General features: G+C 59.7%; 18 protein-coding genes. 6 read left to right on the top strand and 12 right to left on the bottom strand.

Annotation, left to right across the window (positions count from 1 at the left end):
- Nucleotides 1–364: 364 nt before the first annotated feature.
- On the top strand, nucleotides 365–1,255 hold the full coding sequence (locus C6Y32_RS04585) for an SAP domain-containing protein (RefSeq protein ID WP_105204146.1): 891 nt from the start codon (nucleotides 365–367) through the stop codon (nucleotides 1,253–1,255).
- Between the two features lie 286 nt (nucleotides 1,256–1,541).
- Here the strand turns inward: C6Y32_RS04585 and C6Y32_RS04580 are convergent, their stop codons facing one another.
- The 10 genes from C6Y32_RS04580 to C6Y32_RS04535 form a co-directional block, all read right to left on the bottom strand.
- Entirely contained in the window at nucleotides 1,542–2,939 is a 1,398-nt protein-coding gene (locus tag C6Y32_RS04580; protein WP_105204145.1) for an oxaloacetate decarboxylase subunit alpha, read from the bottom strand.
- Nucleotides 2,940–2,967: 28 nt separating this feature from the next.
- Nucleotides 2,968–3,360 (bottom strand): biotin/lipoyl-containing protein, encoded by a 393-nt coding sequence (locus C6Y32_RS04575; RefSeq protein ID WP_105204143.1) that lies wholly within the window; start codon nucleotides 3,358–3,360, stop codon nucleotides 2,968–2,970.
- A gap of 27 nt (nucleotides 3,361–3,387) precedes the next feature.
- Complete coding sequence (locus tag C6Y32_RS04570) at nucleotides 3,388–4,809, bottom strand: carboxyl transferase domain-containing protein (protein WP_105204141.1); 1,422 nt, start codon at nucleotides 4,807–4,809, stop codon at nucleotides 3,388–3,390.
- A gap of 399 nt (nucleotides 4,810–5,208) precedes the next feature.
- A complete protein-coding gene (locus C6Y32_RS04565; RefSeq protein WP_105204140.1) occupies nucleotides 5,209–5,757 on the bottom strand; it encodes a hypothetical protein in 549 nt (182 codons plus the stop codon).
- Between the two features lie 37 nt (nucleotides 5,758–5,794).
- Nucleotides 5,795–6,292: an LptM family lipoprotein gene (locus C6Y32_RS04560; protein ID WP_105204138.1), complete on the bottom strand. Its 498-nt coding sequence runs from the start codon at nucleotides 6,290–6,292 to the stop codon at nucleotides 5,795–5,797.
- Nucleotides 6,293–6,473: 181 nt separating this feature from the next.
- On the bottom strand, nucleotides 6,474–7,103 hold the full coding sequence (locus C6Y32_RS04555; protein WP_105204136.1) for an ABC-2 transporter permease: 630 nt from the start codon (nucleotides 7,101–7,103) through the stop codon (nucleotides 6,474–6,476).
- Nucleotides 7,100–7,969: an ABC transporter ATP-binding protein gene (locus C6Y32_RS04550; protein WP_105204134.1), complete on the bottom strand. Its 870-nt coding sequence runs from the start codon at nucleotides 7,967–7,969 to the stop codon at nucleotides 7,100–7,102. The genes C6Y32_RS04555 and C6Y32_RS04550 overlap by 4 nt, the downstream gene beginning before the upstream one ends.
- Before the next feature lie 56 nt (nucleotides 7,970–8,025).
- Nucleotides 8,026–8,397: a GntR family transcriptional regulator gene (locus tag C6Y32_RS04545; protein ID WP_105204132.1), complete on the bottom strand. Its 372-nt coding sequence runs from the start codon at nucleotides 8,395–8,397 to the stop codon at nucleotides 8,026–8,028.
- 215 nt (nucleotides 8,398–8,612) lie between these two features.
- Nucleotides 8,613–9,290, bottom strand: coding sequence for a sugar transferase (locus tag C6Y32_RS04540; protein WP_105204427.1), 678 nt, complete (start codon nucleotides 9,288–9,290; stop codon nucleotides 8,613–8,615).
- A complete protein-coding gene (locus C6Y32_RS04535) occupies nucleotides 9,290–10,495 on the bottom strand; it encodes a DegT/DnrJ/EryC1/StrS family aminotransferase (protein ID WP_370738803.1) in 1,206 nt (401 codons plus the stop codon). The genes C6Y32_RS04540 and C6Y32_RS04535 overlap by 1 nt, the downstream gene beginning before the upstream one ends.
- A gap of 356 nt (nucleotides 10,496–10,851) precedes the next feature.
- Here C6Y32_RS04535 and C6Y32_RS04530 point away from each other — a divergent pair, with 356 nt between their 5' ends.
- From C6Y32_RS04530 to C6Y32_RS04520, 3 genes are all read left to right on the top strand, one after another.
- Nucleotides 10,852–11,844, top strand: a complete 993-nt coding sequence (locus tag C6Y32_RS04530) for a nucleoside hydrolase (protein ID WP_105204130.1) — start codon at nucleotides 10,852–10,854, stop codon at nucleotides 11,842–11,844.
- Nucleotides 11,845–12,031: 187 nt separating this feature from the next.
- Nucleotides 12,032–12,931 (top strand): MYG1 family protein, encoded by a 900-nt coding sequence (locus tag C6Y32_RS04525; RefSeq protein ID WP_243562543.1) that lies wholly within the window; start codon nucleotides 12,032–12,034, stop codon nucleotides 12,929–12,931.
- Nucleotides 12,932–13,043: 112 nt separating this feature from the next.
- On the top strand, nucleotides 13,044–14,900 hold the full coding sequence (locus C6Y32_RS04520) for a nucleoside-diphosphate sugar epimerase/dehydratase (protein ID WP_243206188.1): 1,857 nt from the start codon (nucleotides 13,044–13,046) through the stop codon (nucleotides 14,898–14,900).
- A gap of 392 nt (nucleotides 14,901–15,292) precedes the next feature.
- On the opposite strand, the gene C6Y32_RS04515 is transcribed toward C6Y32_RS04520, so the two are convergent.
- Nucleotides 15,293–16,213, bottom strand: a complete 921-nt coding sequence (locus tag C6Y32_RS04515) for a SufB/SufD family protein (protein ID WP_105204423.1) — start codon at nucleotides 16,211–16,213, stop codon at nucleotides 15,293–15,295.
- Between the two features lie 10 nt (nucleotides 16,214–16,223).
- The gene (locus tag C6Y32_RS04510; protein WP_105204128.1) at nucleotides 16,224–16,958 is read right to left on the bottom strand and encodes an ABC transporter ATP-binding protein; all 735 of its coding nucleotides are present in this window, start codon (nucleotides 16,956–16,958) and stop codon (nucleotides 16,224–16,226) included.
- Between the two features lie 352 nt (nucleotides 16,959–17,310).
- On the opposite strand from C6Y32_RS04510, the gene C6Y32_RS04505 reads away from it, so the two are divergent.
- Nucleotides 17,311–18,141 carry a prepilin-type N-terminal cleavage/methylation domain-containing protein gene (locus C6Y32_RS04505; RefSeq protein WP_105204126.1) on the top strand — a complete coding sequence of 277 codons (831 nt, stop codon included), beginning with the start codon at nucleotides 17,311–17,313 and terminating at the stop codon, nucleotides 18,139–18,141.
- A 154-nt stretch (nucleotides 18,142–18,295) separates the two neighbouring features.
- Nucleotides 18,296–19,042, top strand: a complete 747-nt coding sequence (locus C6Y32_RS04500) for a GNAT family N-acetyltransferase (protein ID WP_105204124.1) — start codon at nucleotides 18,296–18,298, stop codon at nucleotides 19,040–19,042.
- Nucleotides 19,043–19,138 lie beyond the last annotated feature (96 nt).

Here is a 19,138-nt window from a genome sequence, read left to right as displayed (position 1 = left end):
ATGATAGTGCCCGGCAGGGTCGGTGGCGGACAGGGGTTGAAAAAAAGGGCGAATATAGGTAAACTGGTAGGGTCAGTGCAATAAGGAGGCAGAAACCTTGGGAATATTGGACCTGTTTAGACGAAAAAAGCGGGATAAAGACGCACCTGCTGCCGCGGCAGATACACCCGACCAGCAACCGAGCCGGGAGGCGCCGACAGAGTACGCACCGCCGACTGCGGCAGTGGACGAGCCCCCCGCTGCGTGCAAAACTGCTGCACAGAGCGAAGCTGCCGCAGGGGATATACCGGCAGCAGGCGCTGTGGCTGCCCCAACCGCCGATGCCGACAAGGCAGAGGAAGCTGCTGCTGAGAGTTGCGCCCCAGTGGAGGGTGAGACAGATATAGAAAAAGCAGCCGCAGGCGGCGGGCAGGCAGAGGTGCTCTCCCCCACCGAGATCCTGATGCTGTTTTACGCCGAGAACTACAGCCAGGACCAGCAGTTTTTTGAGGGGTTTTGGTACTACGATTATCAGCTGCAGGACCCCTACCCCACCTTGCAGATGCTCTGGGAGCAGGGGTATTTGCAGCTGGGCGACCTGACCGGCACACTGCAGCGCGAGACAGCGGCCAACCTGCGGCAGTTGCTGCGGCGGCAGGGGCTGCCCACCTCGGGCAACAAACAGGTACTGGTGCAGCGGCTGCTGGACTCGGTAGGGCCGCAGGCGCTGCAGCAGCTTTTTCCTCACCGGCGCTTTTGCCTGACCGAGAAGGGCCGACAGATAGTGGCGCAGAACCCCGGCATCTATTACGCCCACACCCACCCCAACTGCGGAGTGGATATCTGCACCGCGCACCAGCTGTGCGCCGGGCCGCAAAACCACCTGACGGCCCTGTACGCCCAGCTGGAAAAGAAAGCCCGGCAGCAGCTGGAACAGCAGGATTGGGCCGCCTACCGCACTACCCGGTTTGGCATGAGCCAGATCGCCCAGGACCAAGACGACCAGCGCCGGGCACTGCGGCTGTTGGCGGAGGTGCTGTACTGCGACCTGTACCAGCTGGGAGCAGACGCCGCGGCCATTTCCCGGGCAAAGCTGCCCACCGGGACGCTGCGGGCACTGCGGGCGGTACAGCGCGCGCTGGAACTGAGCGACCGACAGCTGCACGAGGCGCTGACCGAGGAATTCTCCTCCCTGCTCTCGCCCCGGCACGAGCTGCCGGACGAGACCTGCGCCGACATTGTACTAGATGCATTGGGGGCGGCGGTAAAGGTCTGAACGAGAGTTGGCCGGTAAACACCGCAGGTCGATAACAGGTATAAATAGGAAAAGCCGGGCCAGAACGCTTAATCTGGCCCGGCCTTTTTATGGTGCTGAAATAGGGACATTATACCGGCAGGGGGGCCGCACACAGTTCGCAACGGTAGCAGGTGTGCTTTCGGGGAGTTTAAATAGGTCTGGGAACTTGGGAGATAGACCTTTTGGTTAAAGACACAAAAACACCGGTGGCCAACGAAGGCCACCGGTGTTTTAAATGGAAATGGGAACTGACAAGGATAAGCCCTTACAGGGGATGGACCTTGTTTTTCACATCTACGTGCTCGCCGTCGATGTGCAGTTTTTTGTTGCGCCGGTTCTCGAAGAACTTGACGGCGACCTGACCGAACTGGGCGTAGGTCAGCACGTCTTCCTCCTGCTCCATGTACTCGGCACACTCGGCGCGCAGCTTATCCAGCTCGGGCTCCAGATTGTCGGCCGGACGGCAGGTGATCTGCGGCTCGTCGCCGATGATCTGCTTGACGAACTCGGGCTTGATGGGGACCGGAGTTTGGCCGTAGTCGCCGCGGACCAGGCCCTTGAACTCTTTGGTGACCATTTTGTAGCGCTCACCGTTTAGCACGTTGAACACCGCCTGGGTGCCCACGATCTGCGAGCTGGGGGTGACCAGCGGCGGGAAGCCGGCGTCTTCGCGCACGCGGGGGACCTCTCTGAGGACCTCTTCGTACAGCTCTTCCTTGCCGGCCTGCTTGAGCTGCGACAGGAGGTTGGAGAGCATGCCGCCGGGTACCTGGTACAGCAGGGTGTTGGCGTCGACGCCCAGCACCTTGTGGTTGATCATGCCGTTATCCACGTATTTCTGGCGGATGGTAGCAAAATGGGCGCGGATCTTATCGAGCTGCTTTAAGTCCAGACCGGTGTCGTACTCGGTGCCCTGCAGGGCGGCGACCATCGACTCGGTGGGGGCGTGGGAGGTGCCCAGCGCCAGCGGGGACATAGCGGTGTCGATGATGTCGACGCCGGCCTCGATCGCTTTGAGCTCGGCCATGGAAGCCAGGCCCGAAGTGTAGTGGGTGTGCAGCTGGATGGGGATCTTGACCGTCTCTTTGAGGGCCTTCACCAGGTCGTAGGTGCCGTAGGGGGTGAGCAGACCGGCCATATCTTTGATGCAGATAGAGTCGGCGCCTTCATCCTCCAGCTGTTTGGCGTACTTGGTGAAGTACTCGATGTTGTGCACCGGAGAGGTGGTGTAGCACAGGCAGGCCTGCAGGTGGCCGCCGGCCTTTTTGGTGGCGCGAATAGAGGACTGCAGGTTGCGGATGTCGTTGAGCGCGTCGAAGATGCGCAGCACGTCGATGCCGTTGGCGACCGACTTCTCGACAAAGTACTCGACCACGTCGTCGGCATAGTGGCGGTAACCTAGGCAGTTCTGCCCGCGGTACAGCATCTGCAGCGGGGTGTTGGGCATGTGCTTTTTCAGGATGCGCAGGCGCTCCCAGGGGTCTTCATCCAGAAAGCGGATGCAGGCGTCGAAGGTGGCGCCGCCCCAGCACTCGATGGAGTGATACCCCACCTTGTCCATTTCATCCAGGATGGGCAGCATATCGTCTATGGTCATCCTGGTGGCGAACAGAGACTGGTGCGCGTCGCGCAATACGGTCTCTGTGATTTTTACTTTTGCCATAAAACCGGCACCTCTTTTCTTTTAAAGATTACTGGATGGTCATGATCAGGGTGCTGGTCTCGACCGAGTCGCCCTTAGCCACGTTCACAGCGGCAACGGTGCCGTCGACCGGGCACATGATCTCGTTTTCCATCTTCATGGCTTCCAGAATGGCCAGAACGTCACCTTTTTTCACCGAGTCGCCGGCAGCGACCTTGAGGTCGAGGATGGTGCCGGGCATGGGGGCTTCGATCTTGGTGCCACCGGCCACTGCGGGCGCAGCGGGAGCGGCGGGGGCAGCAGGTGCTGCCGGGGCGGCGGGAGCGGGAGCCGGAGCAGCGGCCGGGGCGGGAGCGGCAGCTACCGGAGCAGCGCCAGCGCCCAGCTCCTCGACAGCTACGTCGTAAGCGGTACCATTGACAGTTATGCTAAATCTTTTCATGTTGATATATCCCCCTTTAGTCAGGTCTTAAAGCGGCATGTTGCCGTGTTTTTTGGGCAGGTTGGTGACCCGTTTGCCAGCTAACATCTCGCAGGCGGAGATCAGGGCACTGCGGGTGTAGGCCGGATCGATCACATCATCTACATAGCCGTTTTTGGCCGCCTCAAAAGGCGAGGCCAAGGTATCGATGTACTCCTGTACCAGGGCGGCCTGGGCGTCTTTATCGGAGCCCTTGACCTTGTCGGCCCACAGGATGTTGACCGCTGCCTCGGGCGACAGGGTGGAGATGACGGCGCTGGGCCAGGCCAGCGTCAGGTCGGCGCTGGCATTTTTGCCGGCCAGCACCACATAGGCACTGCCACAGGCCTTGCCGGTGACCACGGTGAGCTTGGGACAGGTGGCCTCGGCGTACACGTGGGCCAGGCGGGCGGCGCTGCGGGCGGCACCGGCCAGCTCGTCGGAGGCGCTCTCGTAGAAGCCGTCGGTGTCGACCAGAGTGATCACCGGGATGCCAAAGCTGTCGCACACCGAGACAAAGCGGGCGATCTTGGCGGTGCAGGACGAGCACATCTGGTACGCAGCACCGGCGGTGGCAACGACGCCCACTACCTGACCGGCCAGAGTGGCCAGCGCAGTGGTCACGTGCGAGGCAAATTGAGCCGAGAGCTCCACGACGCTGCCGGCGTCGAAGATGCCGGCCAGTACTGCGGCCACGTCGTAATCCTGCATGTTCTCACAGATACCGCGCAGGGCGGTGCCATCGGCCTCTTCATACTCGACATAGGGGGCCTCGGACAGGTTGTTGAGCGGCAGCAGCGAGACGATCTTTTTAGCCTGCTCTACTGCGTCGTCGGCGTCACCAGCTACCAGGTGGCAGACACCGGCCTTGGCGGCGTTTTCGGCGCTGCCGGCGCCGGCGACCTTATCGCCCAGAGCGCTCGTCACAAAGGGGGCGGTCATGAACAGCTGGGCGTCTTTGGCCATGATGACCACGTCGGCCGAGGCGGCCATCACCGCGGCAGTGCCGGCACAGACACCGGCCACCACTGCTACCTGGGGCACGACGCCAGACAGCGACTGGGCGCAGCCGAGCATCTGGCCGTAGGCGGCCAACACGTCGTGGCCCTCTTCCAGGCGGGCGCCGACCGAGTCGTAGATACCGACTACCGGCACGCCCACCTTGGCGGCCAGCTCGTACACCTTGGCCACTTTTTTGGCGTGGACGGTGCCCACGGCACCGCCCTGCGAAAAGGCGTAGGCCATGCCGCCGCCGATCATGCCGTAACCGGTACACACGCCTGCGGCGTCCTCCCCGCACCCGGCATAGGCGTCGAGCTCGACGAAGGTGCCTTCGTCGAACAGTGCGACCAGCCGCTTGTAGGCGCTGGTACCGCGGTCCAGACTGCCGCCCTGCTGCGCAAGGATCTCAAGCCTGCTTTTAAGACTCATCTCTGTTCCTCCATTTCCATACTCTGCAATATCTTCGGCGTGCGGGCAAAGACCCGCCGGTAAAACCGCCGCCGAAAAAATGATAGCCTTTTCTGTTTTGGCCCACAAATGGGCGCCAAGGCAGTTTGGCATCACAAAACCAAAATCAAATAAATTATACAACGCCACCCGGAAAATAACAAGTAGCAAATACCGTCGGAAAGGCCCAAACTGCCGCCGGACAACAAAAAACCGGGCGGATGTCTTCCCGTCCGGTCTTATAGTCTGGTCGCACACGCATAGAGGGCACTGCACAGCTGATCGCGCAAATGCTCACCGGCAAATGGTGGCGGGTTTAAAGCAGAACGCATGGTCACATCGAGTCCGCCCGACCACTTATTTTATCTAACTATTATTTTGTCACTGGCCAGCAAAACGGAGATAACTTCTGGCACTGCTGACCGACAGAATATCCGTTTCGCCTGATTTGCTATACCGGTATTCCAGTCCATCTACACGCCAGTAGACAGTATCTGTTTTTCCTTTTGGTTTCAGCTGCAGCAGCTCGTCCACCAGTTCTTGCGGATCCTGCTCGGGCGCTACGATGGCAATGGCCTGTTTAAACACCGGCAGCACGTTGGGACGGGAAGCGCCCAATACGGTCACCTCTACGGCGTGGCCCGACTTTTTTTCTTCATCGACAAACACAGCCGGGCTCGCCGTGATCCAGTCGGCATCAAAATGCCCGTCTGACAGCGAGACCGAGTACTGGGTGGTCTCTAGCTCTGTTTGGCCCTCTCTGGTGTAAGTCTTTACCTGCTCCAACGCATAGCCCCTGGCCCGCAACCAGTTATCCAGATCGGCGCTGATCTCGTCTCTGTCGGCGGACAGGTACTTTTGGCCGCTACAGCCGGTAAACAGCCCCAGCATCAGCAGAATACACAGACACCGGGCAGGTGTTTTTTTCACAGTTCAGGTTCCCTCCCCTATCGCTCACGTTTTCGGTCTAGCTCTCTTCTTCGGAAATGTGGGCCACATAGTGGTAGTACTCCTGTGTGGTATTGTAATAGTAAAGCAGGCCGCCTTTGCCGATACTCTCGCCCGCTTTGCCCTCCATCTGCTGGACCAACTTGTCTGGATCCACCTTTTTGTCGACCGCCGGGAGCAGTTTTTTAAATATATTGGCCGCCCGGGACCGTTTGGCCCCCATTATCGAAAAGCGCACCACTTTACCACTTTCTATATCGGTGTCTATAAACAGCGAGGGATCGACATCGAAATCGACTTTTTTGCCATTTTCGATGACCTTGTAGAAGTGGGATTCTGTAGTGCCGATCTCGCTCTCTTTCTGCTCCTCCAACTCCAGACCATTTTCATCTAAAATATCCTCTACCGCGCGCACCACGGTATCGAGGTCTTTGGCGATGCTGTCTTTTTGGCCGCAGCCCGCCAATGCCCCCAGCGCCATCATGACGCACATACACAGTGCCAACAATTTTTTCAAACCCAACACCTCCTTGTATGTATTCTACAAAATTCGACAAATATTCTCAAGACTATCCAGATATAATCTCTTATTTGCTGGTACCATCCTGTGTATTTTGGGCAAACTGTATGGCCGACAAAAAAGAGGCGCGGATAGATCCGCACCTCTTTTTTTGCCGACTGGGTAGATACCGCAGCTGCTAGAGATCTTTTTTCTCGAAAATGTTGCGGGAGACGCCAAAGGAGATAAGGCCGCCCCCCACCAGCAGTGCCAGTACCAGCGCCACGTATACCGCCGGCGGCATGTGCATGAGCCAGGCAGGCAGCTTGACACCCAAAGCATTTGCCAACATGAGCGCCGCGTAGGGCACCATCATGACTAAGATCATGAGGATGCGGGCGCGCTCGGCCCCCATTTTGTAGAGGATGGGCAGGATGACGAAACCGGCCAGCAGACCTACAGACCCGGTGGCGCCGATGACGGCAAACCCCTCGATAAGAGAGATACCGGTCTTAAAAAAGCTGAACACCACATTGAAGATAGAGAGCAAAACAGCGGCGCTGCCGGTCATGATGAACATAAACAGGTAGCGGGCGGTGACGATCTGCCCCCGGGACAGTGGCATGCTCACTGCAAACCGCGGCCAGTGGGCCATATCGTCGTAGCTGGCGGCGGTGATCGAGAGCAGTGTGAGCATCATCATGACGATACCGTAGAAGAAAGAGGCATCGCTGAAAAAAGAGAACACACCAAAAAAGGCGAAGTAGATGATGTACAGTTTGATGTTGCTGCCGAAGATATAGATATCTTTTAAGATCAGGCCTTTCACTGCCGGTCCCCCCTCTCACTGCCGCGGATGAAGTGCAACAGCACCTCTTCCAGCCGTCCGGGCTCGCACACCACATCGCCGGCAGGCAGCCCGTTTTGTATATCGCACACCGCCTCGAAACCGAATGTCCCCTGCTGCAGACCGATGAGCGCAGACCGCTGGGTGCTGTCCATGGCGGCCAGCTGCTCGGGCGAGCCCTTGAGCAGCATGTACCGCTCCAGCAGCTGGTCTTTTTCCTGGCAGAGCAGCAGCCGGCCGTCGTCGATGAGTGCGATGTAGTCGGCAATGCGCTCCAGGTCGCTGGTGATGTGGGAGGAGATGAGGATGGAGTGGTCTTCCTCCAACATAAAGTCGGCGAAGATATCGAGGATCTCGTCGCGCACCACCGGATCGAGCCCGCCGGTGGGCTCGTCGAGCAGCAGCAGCCGGGCGCGGTGCGACAGCGCCGCGGCAATGGACAATTTCATCTTCATGCCGCGGGAAAATGCCTTTACCTTTTTATCCAGCGGCAGCGCAAACTGCTGCAGGTAGTGAAAAAACTGGTCCTGGTCCCAGTTCTGGTAGATGTTTTGCATGATGTGGGATATTTGCCGCGGCTGCAGAAAGTCGTGGAAATAGCTCTCGTCAAACACCACCCCGATATCCTGTTTTTGCAGTGGGCCGCACACCTCGCTGCCAAACAGGCGCACGGTGCCGGCGTCTTTTTTCACCACGTCCAGTATCAAATTGAGCAGGGTGCTCTTACCGGCCCCATTTTTGCCCACCAGGCCCAGCACACAGCCGGCCGGCAGGGCCAGATCGACTTTTTGCAGCGAGAAACCGCTGTAATGCTTTTCCAGGCCCTGTACCTCTAACGCGTATTCCATCTATGTCGCCTCTCTATCTCACGGTATCGTTTTGCCGCCGGGCAGCGCGCAGCCGGTCACTCGTCGTACAAGAGCGCGGCCAGCTGCACGAACTCGGCCCGGTCGACCCCACAGCCCTTGGCTGTGGCGGCAGCCTGTTCCAGCTGGCTCTCCAGCTGGCGCATCTTCTCCTCCCACACGAATTCCAGATCGCGCTCGGCCACAAAGCTGCCCCGCCCCTGCTGGGTGGAGATAAAACCCTCCCGCTCCAGCTCCTCGTAGGCGCGCTTTGTGGTGATGACACTGATCTTCAGCTCTTTTGCGAGCAGCCGCATCGAGGGAAGCGCTTCCCCCGGTGCCAGCCCCCCAGTGAGGATGGCGTCTTTGATCTGCGCCACGATCTGCTCGTAGATGGGGGTGCCGCTGGAATTGCGGATGATGATGTGCAACCGCTTCATCTCCTTTGTCAAGTGTACACTGTATATATAGTATATATACAGTATGAACTATTGTCAATATGATCGATAAAAAAATAGATGGAAAGTTTTAGAGGGCCCGCCGGGGCGGTATCGCCGGGGACACCAGAGAGGAAAACGCGCCGCACCGGCCCGACAGAAGCGGGCCGACACGGCGCGTTGGATACAGGATAAAAAGAGCGGCTGGCTCAGCGGAAGATGCCGACAGCGGTGCGCAACATGATGGCGATATCGCCCCAAAAGGAGAAATTTTCGAGGTACTGGAGGTTATAGACCATTTTGGCCGGCAGCACCTGGTGGATGTAGATATCGTCGGTATCGCTGCCCGAGTCGAGCATCTGCTGCTCATCTTTAAACTTGATGCTGGCGTTGGAGGTGATGCCCGCCGGCAGCAGCAGGGTGGCCCGCATCTCGTCGGTATAGGCCTCTACATAGCGGGGCACCTCTGGCCGGGTGCCCACAAAACTCATATCGCCCAGCAACACGTTGAGCAGCTGGGGGATCTCGTCGATGCGCAGGTCGCGCAGACGTTTGCCCACCCGGGTGATGCGCATATCCCCCGGCTCGGTGATGAGCGAGCCCAGTTTTTCGGCCCCCTGGACCATAGTGCGAAATTTGAAGATGCGAAAGATGCGGCCGCCGGTGGTCACCCGCTGCTGGCGAAAAAATACCGGGCCGGGCGAATCGAGTTTGATCCACAGCGCCAGCGCCAGAAAGACTGGTGAGAGCAGCAGCAACATGGCGGCGCTGAGGATGATATCGAACCCCCGCTTGCAAAAGAGCCCCACCCGCTTGTGGCGCAACAGTTGCCAGTACCGGCGCACGGCCGGATTATCCAGCGCTGGGGGCAGCTGTTTGGGCAGCATCACGGGCGCAGATCCTCCAGACAGTTTTTTACCACCTCGATGACGTACTGCTGCTGCGCGTCGGTCATGGTGGTGTAGACCGGCAGCGTGATCTCGTTTTCAAATTGGGCCAGCGCACAGGGGTAGTCGGCGATGGAATAGCCCATGTCTTTATAGGCGGTGAGCAGCGGCAACGGCTTATAGTGCACGTTGGTGGCCACCCCCTGCTGGCCGATGCGCTCGATGAGTGCATCGCGCTGGATGCGGCCGGCGCCCGGTACCCGCGCCAGGTACAGATGCCCGCTGGAGGTGTAGTCGTCGCCGTAGTGGCGCAGCGACTCGAGCTGGCCGGCAAAGGCGCGGTCGTACTGCTCGATGAGCTGGCGGCGGCGGGCCAGGAGCGCGGGATAGCGCGCCAGCTGACTGAGACCCAGTGCAGCCATGATATCGGTCATATTGCACTTGTAGGCCGGAGAGACGATGTCGTACTCCCAGGAACCGGCCCTGGTCTTGGACAGTGCATCTTTGGTCTGGCCGTGCAGCGAGAGCAGCATGAACTGGCGGTATATCTCGTCGCTGTCGACGCCCTCGAACCGGCGCCAGGCGGCACATCCGCCCTCGGCGGTGGTCAGGTTTTTGACGGCGTGGAAAGAAAAACAGGTAAAGTCGGCCACGCTGCCCACCATCTGCCCGCCGTAGGTGGCGCCGATGGCATGAGCGGCATCGGCCACCACGGCGATGCGGCCGATAGCGGCCTGCAGGGGGGTCTGCGGCACGAACCTGTCCTGCTCGCGCTCCAGAGCCTTGAAGATGGCCCGGTAGTCGCAGGGCACGCCGCCGATATCTACCGGTATGACCGCCTTGGTGCGGCTGGTGATGGCCGCGCGCATTTTTTCGGGCGACAGGTGAAAACTGCCCGGATCGGTATCTACCAGCACCGGGGTGGCCCCCACGTGGCAGATGACGCTGGCCGAGGCGGTGTAGGTGTAGGCGCTGGTGATGACCTCGTCGCCGGGGCCGATGCCCAGCACCCGCAGCGCCAGCTCCAGCGCGGCGGTGGCCGAGTTGAGACAGGCGGCCCGGTCGGCCTGACAGTATGCGGCCAGCTGGCGCTCCAGCTCCTTGGTTTTGGGACCGGTGGTGATCCAGCCCGAGCGCAGCGCCTCTACCACGCTCTGTATATCCTGCTCATCTATATCCGGGGGTGAAAACGGTATCTGCATCATGACAAAGACCTGCTTCCTTTTTGTTTTGTGTCCGCTGGGGACAGTGCCGCCCCGGCCGTCACGCGGCGCGCAGGCAGCTGATAAAAGACCGGCCGGTGCGCAGGGACCTCATCCGATCTATAATGTACCTATTTTATGGCATTTACTGGGGGGTGTCAAGAAAAACGGCGGCAGCGGTCGGAGGGGCTGTGGGAAAAGTGTCCAGTGACACAGCGGTGTTTTTTAGCATAACGGCGAATTTTACCAAAAGCATATAGACCGCGGCTCAGGTGTGCTAAAATGGGGTTGTATTTTTGGTATCTCTCGGCTAATTAATCCCTACATGGCCATATGGCCGCTAAAGGAGGACGCTTTTTATGCCCAAAAATGAACTGCTGCAAAACCTGATCGACACGGGCTTCAACCTGCCCAAGCACCAGCCCTACCCCGAGCTGACCGACGGATTCGTGGCCAGACGGCTGGACAAACCCGCCGGCAAGGTGGATGTGGTGATGGACACCGACACCTTTAACGAGATCGACGACCAGTACGCTATCTCCTACATGCTGAAGCACGACGAGAAGTTTAATGTGCAGGCCATCTATGCTGCGCCTTTTGTCAACGAGAAGATGAAGGGGGCCCCCACCGCCGCGGTGGGCATGGAAAAATCTTACGACGAGATCTTTAACATCTTAAAGCTGCTGGGCCGGGAGGACATGTTTGACAAGGTGTACCGCGGCTCTACCAGCTTTTTGCACGACGAGCAGACGCCGGTCATCTCGGACGCGGCCAAAGACCTGGTGGAAAAAGCCATGCTGCGCGCCGACGACGACCCGCTGTATGTCATTGCGATCGGCGCTATCTCGAACGTGGCCTCGGCCCTGCTGATGAAGCCCGAGATCGCCAAAAAGATCGTGGTGGTGTGGCTGGGCGGCCACTCGCTGGACTGGCCGGACACCATGGAATTCAACATGGTACAGGATATTGCCGGGGCCCGGGTGCTTTTGACCTGCGGCGTGCCGGTGGTGCTGTTCCCCTGTATGGGCGTGGTGTCGTCGCTGGCGACTACCGGGCCGGAGCTGCAGCACTGGCTGAAGGGCAAAAATGCACTGTGCGACTACCTGTGCGACATCACCTGCACCGAGGCTGAGGAGTGCGGCCAAGGCCCGTACTGGAGCCGGGCGATCTGGGATGTGGCACCGGTGGCGTGGTTTTTGAGCGATGCGGTGATGGACCGCCTGGAGCCCGCACCGATCCCGTCGTACGACGGCCACTACAGCATCGATAAGTCCCGCTACCCCATCCGCTATGTCTACGCGCTCAACCGCGACAAGATCATGGGCGACCTGTTCGAGACCCTGACCAAATAAGAGAGACAGACGATAGGAGCTATGCGCCGGTGCGAGCACGCACCGGCGCATTTTTTGTATTTGGTACGGGCGGTGGAGACAGGTGCCGGCAGGCGGCAGTTGACTGCCGCACGCCCCAGCGCCTATACTATAGAGACGGCGCCGACCTCGGCCGCCGCACATACCGGTAGAAAGACAGGTACTTTTGATGATGGGACCTTTTTACGATACACATTCAGCGCCGCCCATACCCGCCGAGGCCCTGACCCACGGCGGCAAATTTCACGCCGACGATGTATTTGGCACCGCGCTGCTGCAGCTGCTGCGCCCCGACATACAGGTGCGGCGCAGTTTTCGCGTGCCGGCAGACTTTGCGGGGCTGGTGTACGACATTGGCGGCGGCCCGTTTGACCACCACCAAAAAGGGGCTCCGGTGCGCCCCGACGGGGTGCCCTACGCCGCTTTTGGTCTGCTGTGGCACGCCTATGGTGAAATACTGCTGCAGCGCTTTCTGCCCCCCATGCCTACAGAGCAGCGGCGGCGCGAGGCACTGCGCTTTGACGAGAAGTTCGTACAGCCGCTGGACCTGGATGACAACACCGGCTGCGGCTGCGAGCTGGCAGCGCTGATCGGTGATTTCAACCCCGCCTGGGATGAGGACAGCGGGCCCGACAGCGCCTTTTGGCGGGCGGTGGCGTTTGCCGATACCGTGCTGCGTAACCGGCTGCACAGCATCGCCGGCTTTTGCCGCGCCAAGGCACTGGTGGAGCAGGCGCTGCAGCAGATGCAGGACGGGGTGGTGATACTGCCGCGCTTTGCCCCCTGGAAATCTGTGCTGTCGCCCAGTGAGGCGGTATTTTGCGTGTATCCCTCTCAGCGGGGCGGCTGGTGCGCCCAGGGGGTGCCCATCGAGGACGGCGGCGGGCAGCTGAAGTGCCCGTTTCCCCTGCAGTGGGCCGGGCTGGAAGATGAGGCACTGCAGCGCACCAGCGGTATCGGCGGCCTGACTTTCTGCCACAACAACCGCTTTTTGATCGCGGCGACCACCCGGCAGGACGCGCTGGCTGCCTGCCGCGCCGCCGTACAGTTGCGCGGCCAAGACAAATAGAGTAAAATGTGGATGCGGGCTGGGCGCACCGCGCCGGCCCGATAGTTGCTGTTTGAGAGCTGTGCCCGTTTGCGCTGGTTTGCGCTGTGAATAAAAAGGAAGTTTTAACGATATGAGCCAACTGTACAATTTTTTGCTGCGGCTGAAAAAGTATGTACTTCTGCCCTTCGACCTGGTGCTGTGGGGCTGTGCCTACTTTTTCTCGTTTGCCATGATCCGCAACACCTTTTCGCTGCTGGGGTACGAGCACGTGTTCGTCACCACTTTTTTGACCTATCTGGGTTGTGGTCTGGCCGCCTTTTTGCTGTTTCGCATCTACGACCAGATGTGGCAGTACGCCGACTTTGTGGAATTTTTGTATGTGGGCATCACCAGTGTGGTGGGCAACATCTTCTTTTTTGTAGTCAGCTTTTTTCTGCACCTGAACATCGGCGTGCGCACCTACATGATGAGCGCGATCCTCAGCACCTTCTTTTTGTTCATGTGCCGCATCGTCTACAAGATCAACAAGGTGGTGGACGCCAAGTTCTCAAAGCCCGAACCCAAGCGCACCAAGCGGCTGCTCATCGTGGGTGGCGGCGAGGCCTGTGCCATGATCTTGTCGGAGTTAAAACGCAACGTGTCTAACGAGTTTTTGCCGGTGTGCATCGTGGACGACGACTTGACGAAAAATCGCCGCTCGATCCAGGGTATACGGGTGTGCGGCACCACTGAAGATATCCCCGAGGTGTGCCGGGACTACAAGGTGGACGCGATCTTATTTGCCATCGCCAACCTGGGCAAGAACGACAAAAAGCGCATCCTCAACATCTGCGCCCAGACCGGGTGCGAGGTGAACCTGATCCCCGACCTGTACCGGGTGATGACCGGGCAGAACGTGCCCATGAGCAGCATTCGCCGGGTGGAGGTGGAGGATCTGCTGGGGCGCGACCCCATCAGTCTCAACTTAAAAGACGCCGCCCAGTACATCACCGGCCGCACGGTGATGGTGACTGGCGGCGGCGGGTCTATCGGCTCGGAGCTGTGCCGTCAGATCGCCAAATACTCGCCGCAGCGGCTGGTCATCGTGGACATTTACGAGAATAACGCCTACGACATCCAGCAGGAGCTGGTGGGGCTGTATCACGACAGTTTGGCCCTGGCGGTGGAGATCGCCTCGATCCGCGATTTTGAGAAGATGGATATCCTCTTTGACCGCTACCGGCCGGACATCGTGTTCCATGCGGCGGCCCATAAGCACGTGCCGCTGATGGAGACCTCGCCCGAGGAGGCGGTGAAAAACAACGTATTTGGCACCCTGAACTTAGTAAAGCTGGCCGACAGCTACCACGTGCACCGCTTTGTGCAGATATCCACCGACAAGGCGGTGAACCCCACCAACGTGATGGGGGCCACCAAGCGCATCTGCGAGATGATCATCCAGTCGATGGACGCGGTGAGCGAGACCGAGTTCGTGGCGGTTCGCTTTGGCAACGTGCTGGGGTCTAACGGGTCGGTCATCCCGCTGTTTAAAAAGCAGATCAAGGCCGGCGGGCCGGTGACGGTGACCCACCCGGATATCATCCGCTACTTTATGACCATCCCCGAGGCGGTGTCGCTGGTGCTGTCGGCCGGAGCTATGGCCCGGGGCGGTGAGATCTTTGTGCTGGACATGGGCGACCCGGTGCCGATCCGCCAGCTGGCCGAGAACCTGATACGGCTGTCGGGCCTAAAGCCGGGGGTGGATATCCAGATCGAGTACACCGGCCTGCGCCCCGGCGAAAAGCTGTTTGAGGAGCTGCTTATGGACGAGGAGGGAATGCGCGAGACCGCCCACAAAAAGATCTTTGTGGGCAAGCCCATCGAGCTGGACGTGCCCACCTTTTACCAGGAGCTAGAGCGGCTGCGCACCGTGGCCGAGGACAACGACCGCCGCGGCGTGACCGAGATGGTGAAAAAGATCGTGCCCACCTACACCCCTAAAGAATAGGCGTAGAAAGAGCCCCCACTGCCCGGCGGCGGTAGGGGCTCTTTTTTTATCTGTGCCTCAGCCGCCTATACGATAAAAGTATCTGCTGGGGCGGGTAGGGATACGGCGGCCGGAGACAAACTCAGGAGCAGAGAAAAGCGCGGGGGCAGTATCGCAGCGGTGTTTATACGATCACCCAGGTGCCCGATCACACGCTGTATGGCCCTATACCTGTGGGGCGATCGCTATCCCGGTCTCCCCTGCTGCACGCCGCCGCTTTTGACCGGCACCGCATCTGGGGGCACCTTCCTGCTCGGCGCTCTCATGATCGGACCTTAAACGGCAAAGGCTCGGGTAGCGGTACAAACAGAGAGCGGACGCCGCGCGGCGCCCGCTCTCTATTCATACTGTGTCTATTTTAAAAAGCCCTCGATGATCTTTTCCTCGGCCTGCTGTTCGGTGAGGCCCAGCGTCATGAGCTTGGTCATCTGTTCGCCGGCTATTTTGCCGATGGCTGCCTCGTGGATGAGGGCGGCATCGACGTGGTTGGCCGTGAGCTCGGGGATGGCACTGACCACGCCGTTATCCATGATAATAGCGTCGCAGGCCGAATGGCCGTTACAGGCGGCGTTGCCGTTTATGCGGGAGCGAAACAGCTGCCGCGAGGTGCCTTTGGCCACCGAGCGGGAGACCAGATCGGCCCCTGATCCCTCGCCGTTCAAGTCGACTACGAAGTTGGTCTCGGCGTACTGGTCGCCGTGGGTCATGATCTTTTCTTTGATGACCAGCTTGGCGTTTTTGCCCAGCACCGCCGTGGATTCGCGCTTGGTGGAGTCGACGCCCTTGATCTGCGTGGTGTCCATCTCCATATAGCTGTCTTCAGCCATCTCGATATAGGTCTTGGGGTCGATGACCCGCTTGCCGCTGCCGTCGCCAATGCCCAGGTGCTTTTCGATGTACAGCACCCGCGCCCCTTTTTGCAGGAAAAAGCGGTGGACGCCGTTGTGCCGGGCCTCGGACCCGCCGTCGTTGTGTACGCCGCAGCCGGCCACGATGGTGACATCGGCCCCTTCGCCGATATAGAAGTCGTTGTACACCAGATCGTTTACGCCGGTGTGGGTGACTACCGCCGGGATGTAGATGGTCTCGCCCACGGTGTCGGGATCAACCAGGATATCGATGCCCGGCTGGGTGAGCTTAGACTCGATCTTGACGTGCTCGGTGGACTGGCGGCCGGCGCAATCACCGTCTTCGCGGATGTTGTAGGCGCCGCCGATAGGGCCGCCGAACAGGTCGGATACCTGGCCCAAAAGCTCTTGGGTGATGGGGTTCATATTCATATCATCAGGCCTCCCTTCCCGTTCTGGGGCAGTATGCGCAGCTGCCGCCCTCGGTATCCAGCAGCGCGGGCAGTATTTCTTCTCTGGGGCCGTGGGCGGTGATGTGTCCATCGGCCAGCACCACGATCTCGTCGGCGATCTCTAAGATGCGCTCCTGGTGGGAGATGATGAGGATGGAGCCGCTGACCTGCTGGCGCAGCTGTTTAAACACGTCGATGAGGTTGGTGAAGCTCCACAGATCGATGCCGGCCTCGGGTTCGTCGAAGATGGTGAGCTTGGTCTTTCGGGCCATGGCCATGACGATCTCGATGCGCTTGATCTCGCCGCCGGAGAGGCTCTGGTTGACCTCGCGGTCGATATAGTCGCGGGGGCACAGGCCTACCTGGTGCAGATAGCCGCAGATCTCGGGCTCGTCGAGCTGGCGGCCGGCGGCGGTGATGATGAGATCGCGCACGGTGATGCCCTTAAAGCGGACCGGCTGCTGAAAGGCGAAGGTGATGCCCTCGTTGGCCCGCTGGGTGATATTGTGACCGGTGATATCGGTCCCGTCGAGCAGCACCTGCCCGCTCTCGGGCGTCATGATGCCGGCGATGACTTTGGCCAAGGTGGACTTGCCGCCCCCATTGGGACCGGTGACCACTACGAACTTGTTGTCGCCCACCGTCAGGTCGATATCGTGTAAAATGACCTTTTTGCCGTCTTCCGGCGCGGTGAGGGAGATATGTTTGAGCTGTAGCATTGCGTCCCCTCCGTGTATAAAAATGTTACGAATTTGTAAATTCGGGCCTAAAAGAGCCAAACCCAACGGGAGTATGCCCCAAAACCGCCGTTTTGGTCACGGCTTATGGAAACAGAGCCTGTCTCTTTTACCCAGGGAGCATTATACACCAATTTCATCCAAATTAAAAGAGAGGCGCACAAAAAAGGGATAAAAAATTTGTCGCTCCTGCCTTTTAAAATCTGCGGCTGTAACGACGCGGCAGCGAGCTGTGTACATACGGTTGCAGATGTGACCAAAAAACGGTATAGTGGGGATAGAGAAAAGACACCTGCCCCACCCCGGTGCGGCAGGCCGATAGGAGGGGGCCGTTATGGTGCGGCGCAGAGACAGAGCGCGCGGGTTTACGCTGGTGGAGGTCATTGTGGTGCTGGTGATACTGGCCATACTGGCGGCCATTGCCATTCCCGCGCTGACCGGCTATATCACCACCGCCCAGGAGCGGGCCTGCCAGGTGAACATAAGCGGGCTGCGGCGGGAGCTGATGGCCGAGGAGATCTACCAGACCGGCGGGCAGGGCAAGCTGACCAGCCCCGAGCTGCAGCAGATCGCCGATGTATCGGATTTTGTGTGCGCGCAGGGCGGGCCGTACAAGGTGTCGCGCAGTGCGGGGGGCGACGTGCGCATCCAGTGCGCGGTGCACAACATCTCGTCTTTTGGTTTTGACATGGCCGGGGCCCTGAGCGGCCTATTTGAAAACGGCGACAGCGAGCTGCAGACGGTGCTTAAAAACTTTACCGCCATGAACAAGCACATCGACTCCTCGAGCCCCAACGGCACCAACGTGAAAAAAGTGGTGGCGGCGCTGAAAAAGCAGGGCTTTGACATGGAGGGCGAAGGGGTGAACACCTGGTCGTACCAGGGACAGGGCAGCGGCAGGTACATTTTGTACTGGACCACCGAGAACATTGCCGACTACCAGGTGGGGCAGTCGATGCGGGTGATGCGCTACAACTCGAACCTGGGGACCTACACCGCCGGCTATGTGACGGTGGGCACCGAGACGCTGGAGGGCCAGAGCTACAAGGTGCTGAGCTATAACACCGGCTGGCAGGAGTACACTGCAACGCCCCAGACGGACAGCGACAAGAAAAACTTCGACACCATCAGCGGGGTGTTTGAAAAGATGCCCGACGCGCCGTGACAGCAGCCGCCGGGCGGCCGGCACTGTGCAGTGGGGCCGTGTGGGACGGACGTCTTGCACGGCCCTTTTTTGGCCAGTGGTCACCGCCGCGGCCGAAAGGCACGGGCGCGCAGCGCCGTGGTGCAAAACGGCGCGAGCAGAGAGGAAGGCGCATATGGAACGCTTTATAAACCTGACCGAAGAGAACCTGGCCGATGAGCACTTGAGCTGCATCATCCGCAGCAAAAAGGGCCACCCGGGCGTAGACGCCAAGCGGCAGTGGCTGGCCGAACGGCTGAAAGAGGGGCACGTCTTTCGCAAATTGGACGAAAAGGCCACCGTATTTATCGAGTATGCGCCGCTAGAGACGGCCTGGACCCCGGTGGTGGGCGACAACTACCTGTACCTGTACTGCCTGTGGGTAGACAGCGGCCATAAGGGTAAAGGCTACGGGCGGGCGCTGATGGAGTACTGCCTGGACGACGCCCGGCGACAGGGGCGATCGGGCGTGTGTATGCTGGGGGCCCAAAAGCAGAGATCCTGGCTCTCGGACCAGAAATTTGCCCGGAAATTTGGCTTTGAGGTGGCTGACCGCACCGAGGACGGCTACGAGCTGCTGGCGCTGTCGTTTGACGGGACGACGCCGGCGTTTGCCCCGGCTGCCAAACGCCAGCAGATAGACAGTCAGGAGCTGACCATCTACTATGACTGGCAGTGCCCCTATGTGGCGCGGGCGGTGGAGAGAGTAAAGCAGTACTGTGCGGAAAACGGCATTTTGCTGAAGCTGGAGCTGGTGGACACCCTGCAAAAGGCCAAGGAGCTGCCGGGAGTGTTTAACAACTGGGGCGTGTTTTACAAGGGGCGGTTTGAGACGGTGAACCTGCTGGACGCGGCCTACCTGCAGCGGATCTTAAAAAAATAAGCGCCCGACCAGATGCCGGGACTGACGGCGCCCCGGCTGAGAACACGGCCGGTGAGGCACACGCAACGGCGCCCGCGATCTGACCCGGGGCCGGCG

The organism is Neobittarella massiliensis (ex Bilen et al. 2018) (assembly GCF_900289145.1).
Lineage (GTDB): Bacteria > Bacillota > Clostridia > Oscillospirales > Ruminococcaceae > Neobittarella > Neobittarella massiliensis.
Note: the sequence above shows the minus strand (reverse complement) of the source record. Positions and strands in the feature narration are given on the sequence as shown.

Bases quoted from the DNA above. Each gene is read 5' to 3' on its own strand.
- C6Y32_RS04500 (WP_105204124.1), top strand. From the start codon at position 18,296: ATGGAACGCTTTATAAACCTGACCGAAGAGAACCTGGCCGATGAGCAC.
- C6Y32_RS04515 (WP_105204423.1), bottom strand. From the start codon at position 16,213: ATGAACCCCATCACCCAAGAGCTTTTGGGCCAGGTATCCGACCTGTTC.
- C6Y32_RS04505 (WP_105204126.1), top strand. From the start codon at position 17,311: ATGGTGCGGCGCAGAGACAGAGCGCGCGGGTTTACGCTGGTGGAGGTC.
- C6Y32_RS04540 (WP_105204427.1), bottom strand. From the start codon at position 9,290: ATGCTGCCCAAACAGCTGCCCCCAGCGCTGGATAATCCGGCCGTGCGC.
- C6Y32_RS04575 (WP_105204143.1), bottom strand. From the start codon at position 3,360: ATGAAAAGATTTAGCATAACTGTCAATGGTACCGCTTACGACGTAGCT.
- C6Y32_RS04570 (WP_105204141.1), bottom strand. From the start codon at position 4,809: ATGAGTCTTAAAAGCAGGCTTGAGATCCTTGCGCAGCAGGGCGGCAGT.
- C6Y32_RS04550 (WP_105204134.1), bottom strand. From the start codon at position 7,969: ATGGAATACGCGTTAGAGGTACAGGGCCTGGAAAAGCATTACAGCGGT.
- C6Y32_RS04535 (WP_370738803.1), bottom strand. From the start codon at position 10,495: ATGATGCAGATACCGTTTTCACCCCCGGATATAGATGAGCAGGATATA.
- C6Y32_RS04520 (WP_243206188.1), top strand. From the start codon at position 13,044: ATGAGCCAACTGTACAATTTTTTGCTGCGGCTGAAAAAGTATGTACTT.
- C6Y32_RS04525 (WP_243562543.1), top strand. From the start codon at position 12,032: ATGATGGGACCTTTTTACGATACACATTCAGCGCCGCCCATACCCGCC.
- C6Y32_RS04580 (WP_105204145.1), bottom strand. From the start codon at position 2,939: ATGGCAAAAGTAAAAATCACAGAGACCGTATTGCGCGACGCGCACCAG.
- C6Y32_RS04510 (WP_105204128.1), bottom strand. From the start codon at position 16,958: ATGCTACAGCTCAAACATATCTCCCTCACCGCGCCGGAAGACGGCAAA.
- C6Y32_RS04530 (WP_105204130.1), top strand. From the start codon at position 10,852: ATGCCCAAAAATGAACTGCTGCAAAACCTGATCGACACGGGCTTCAAC.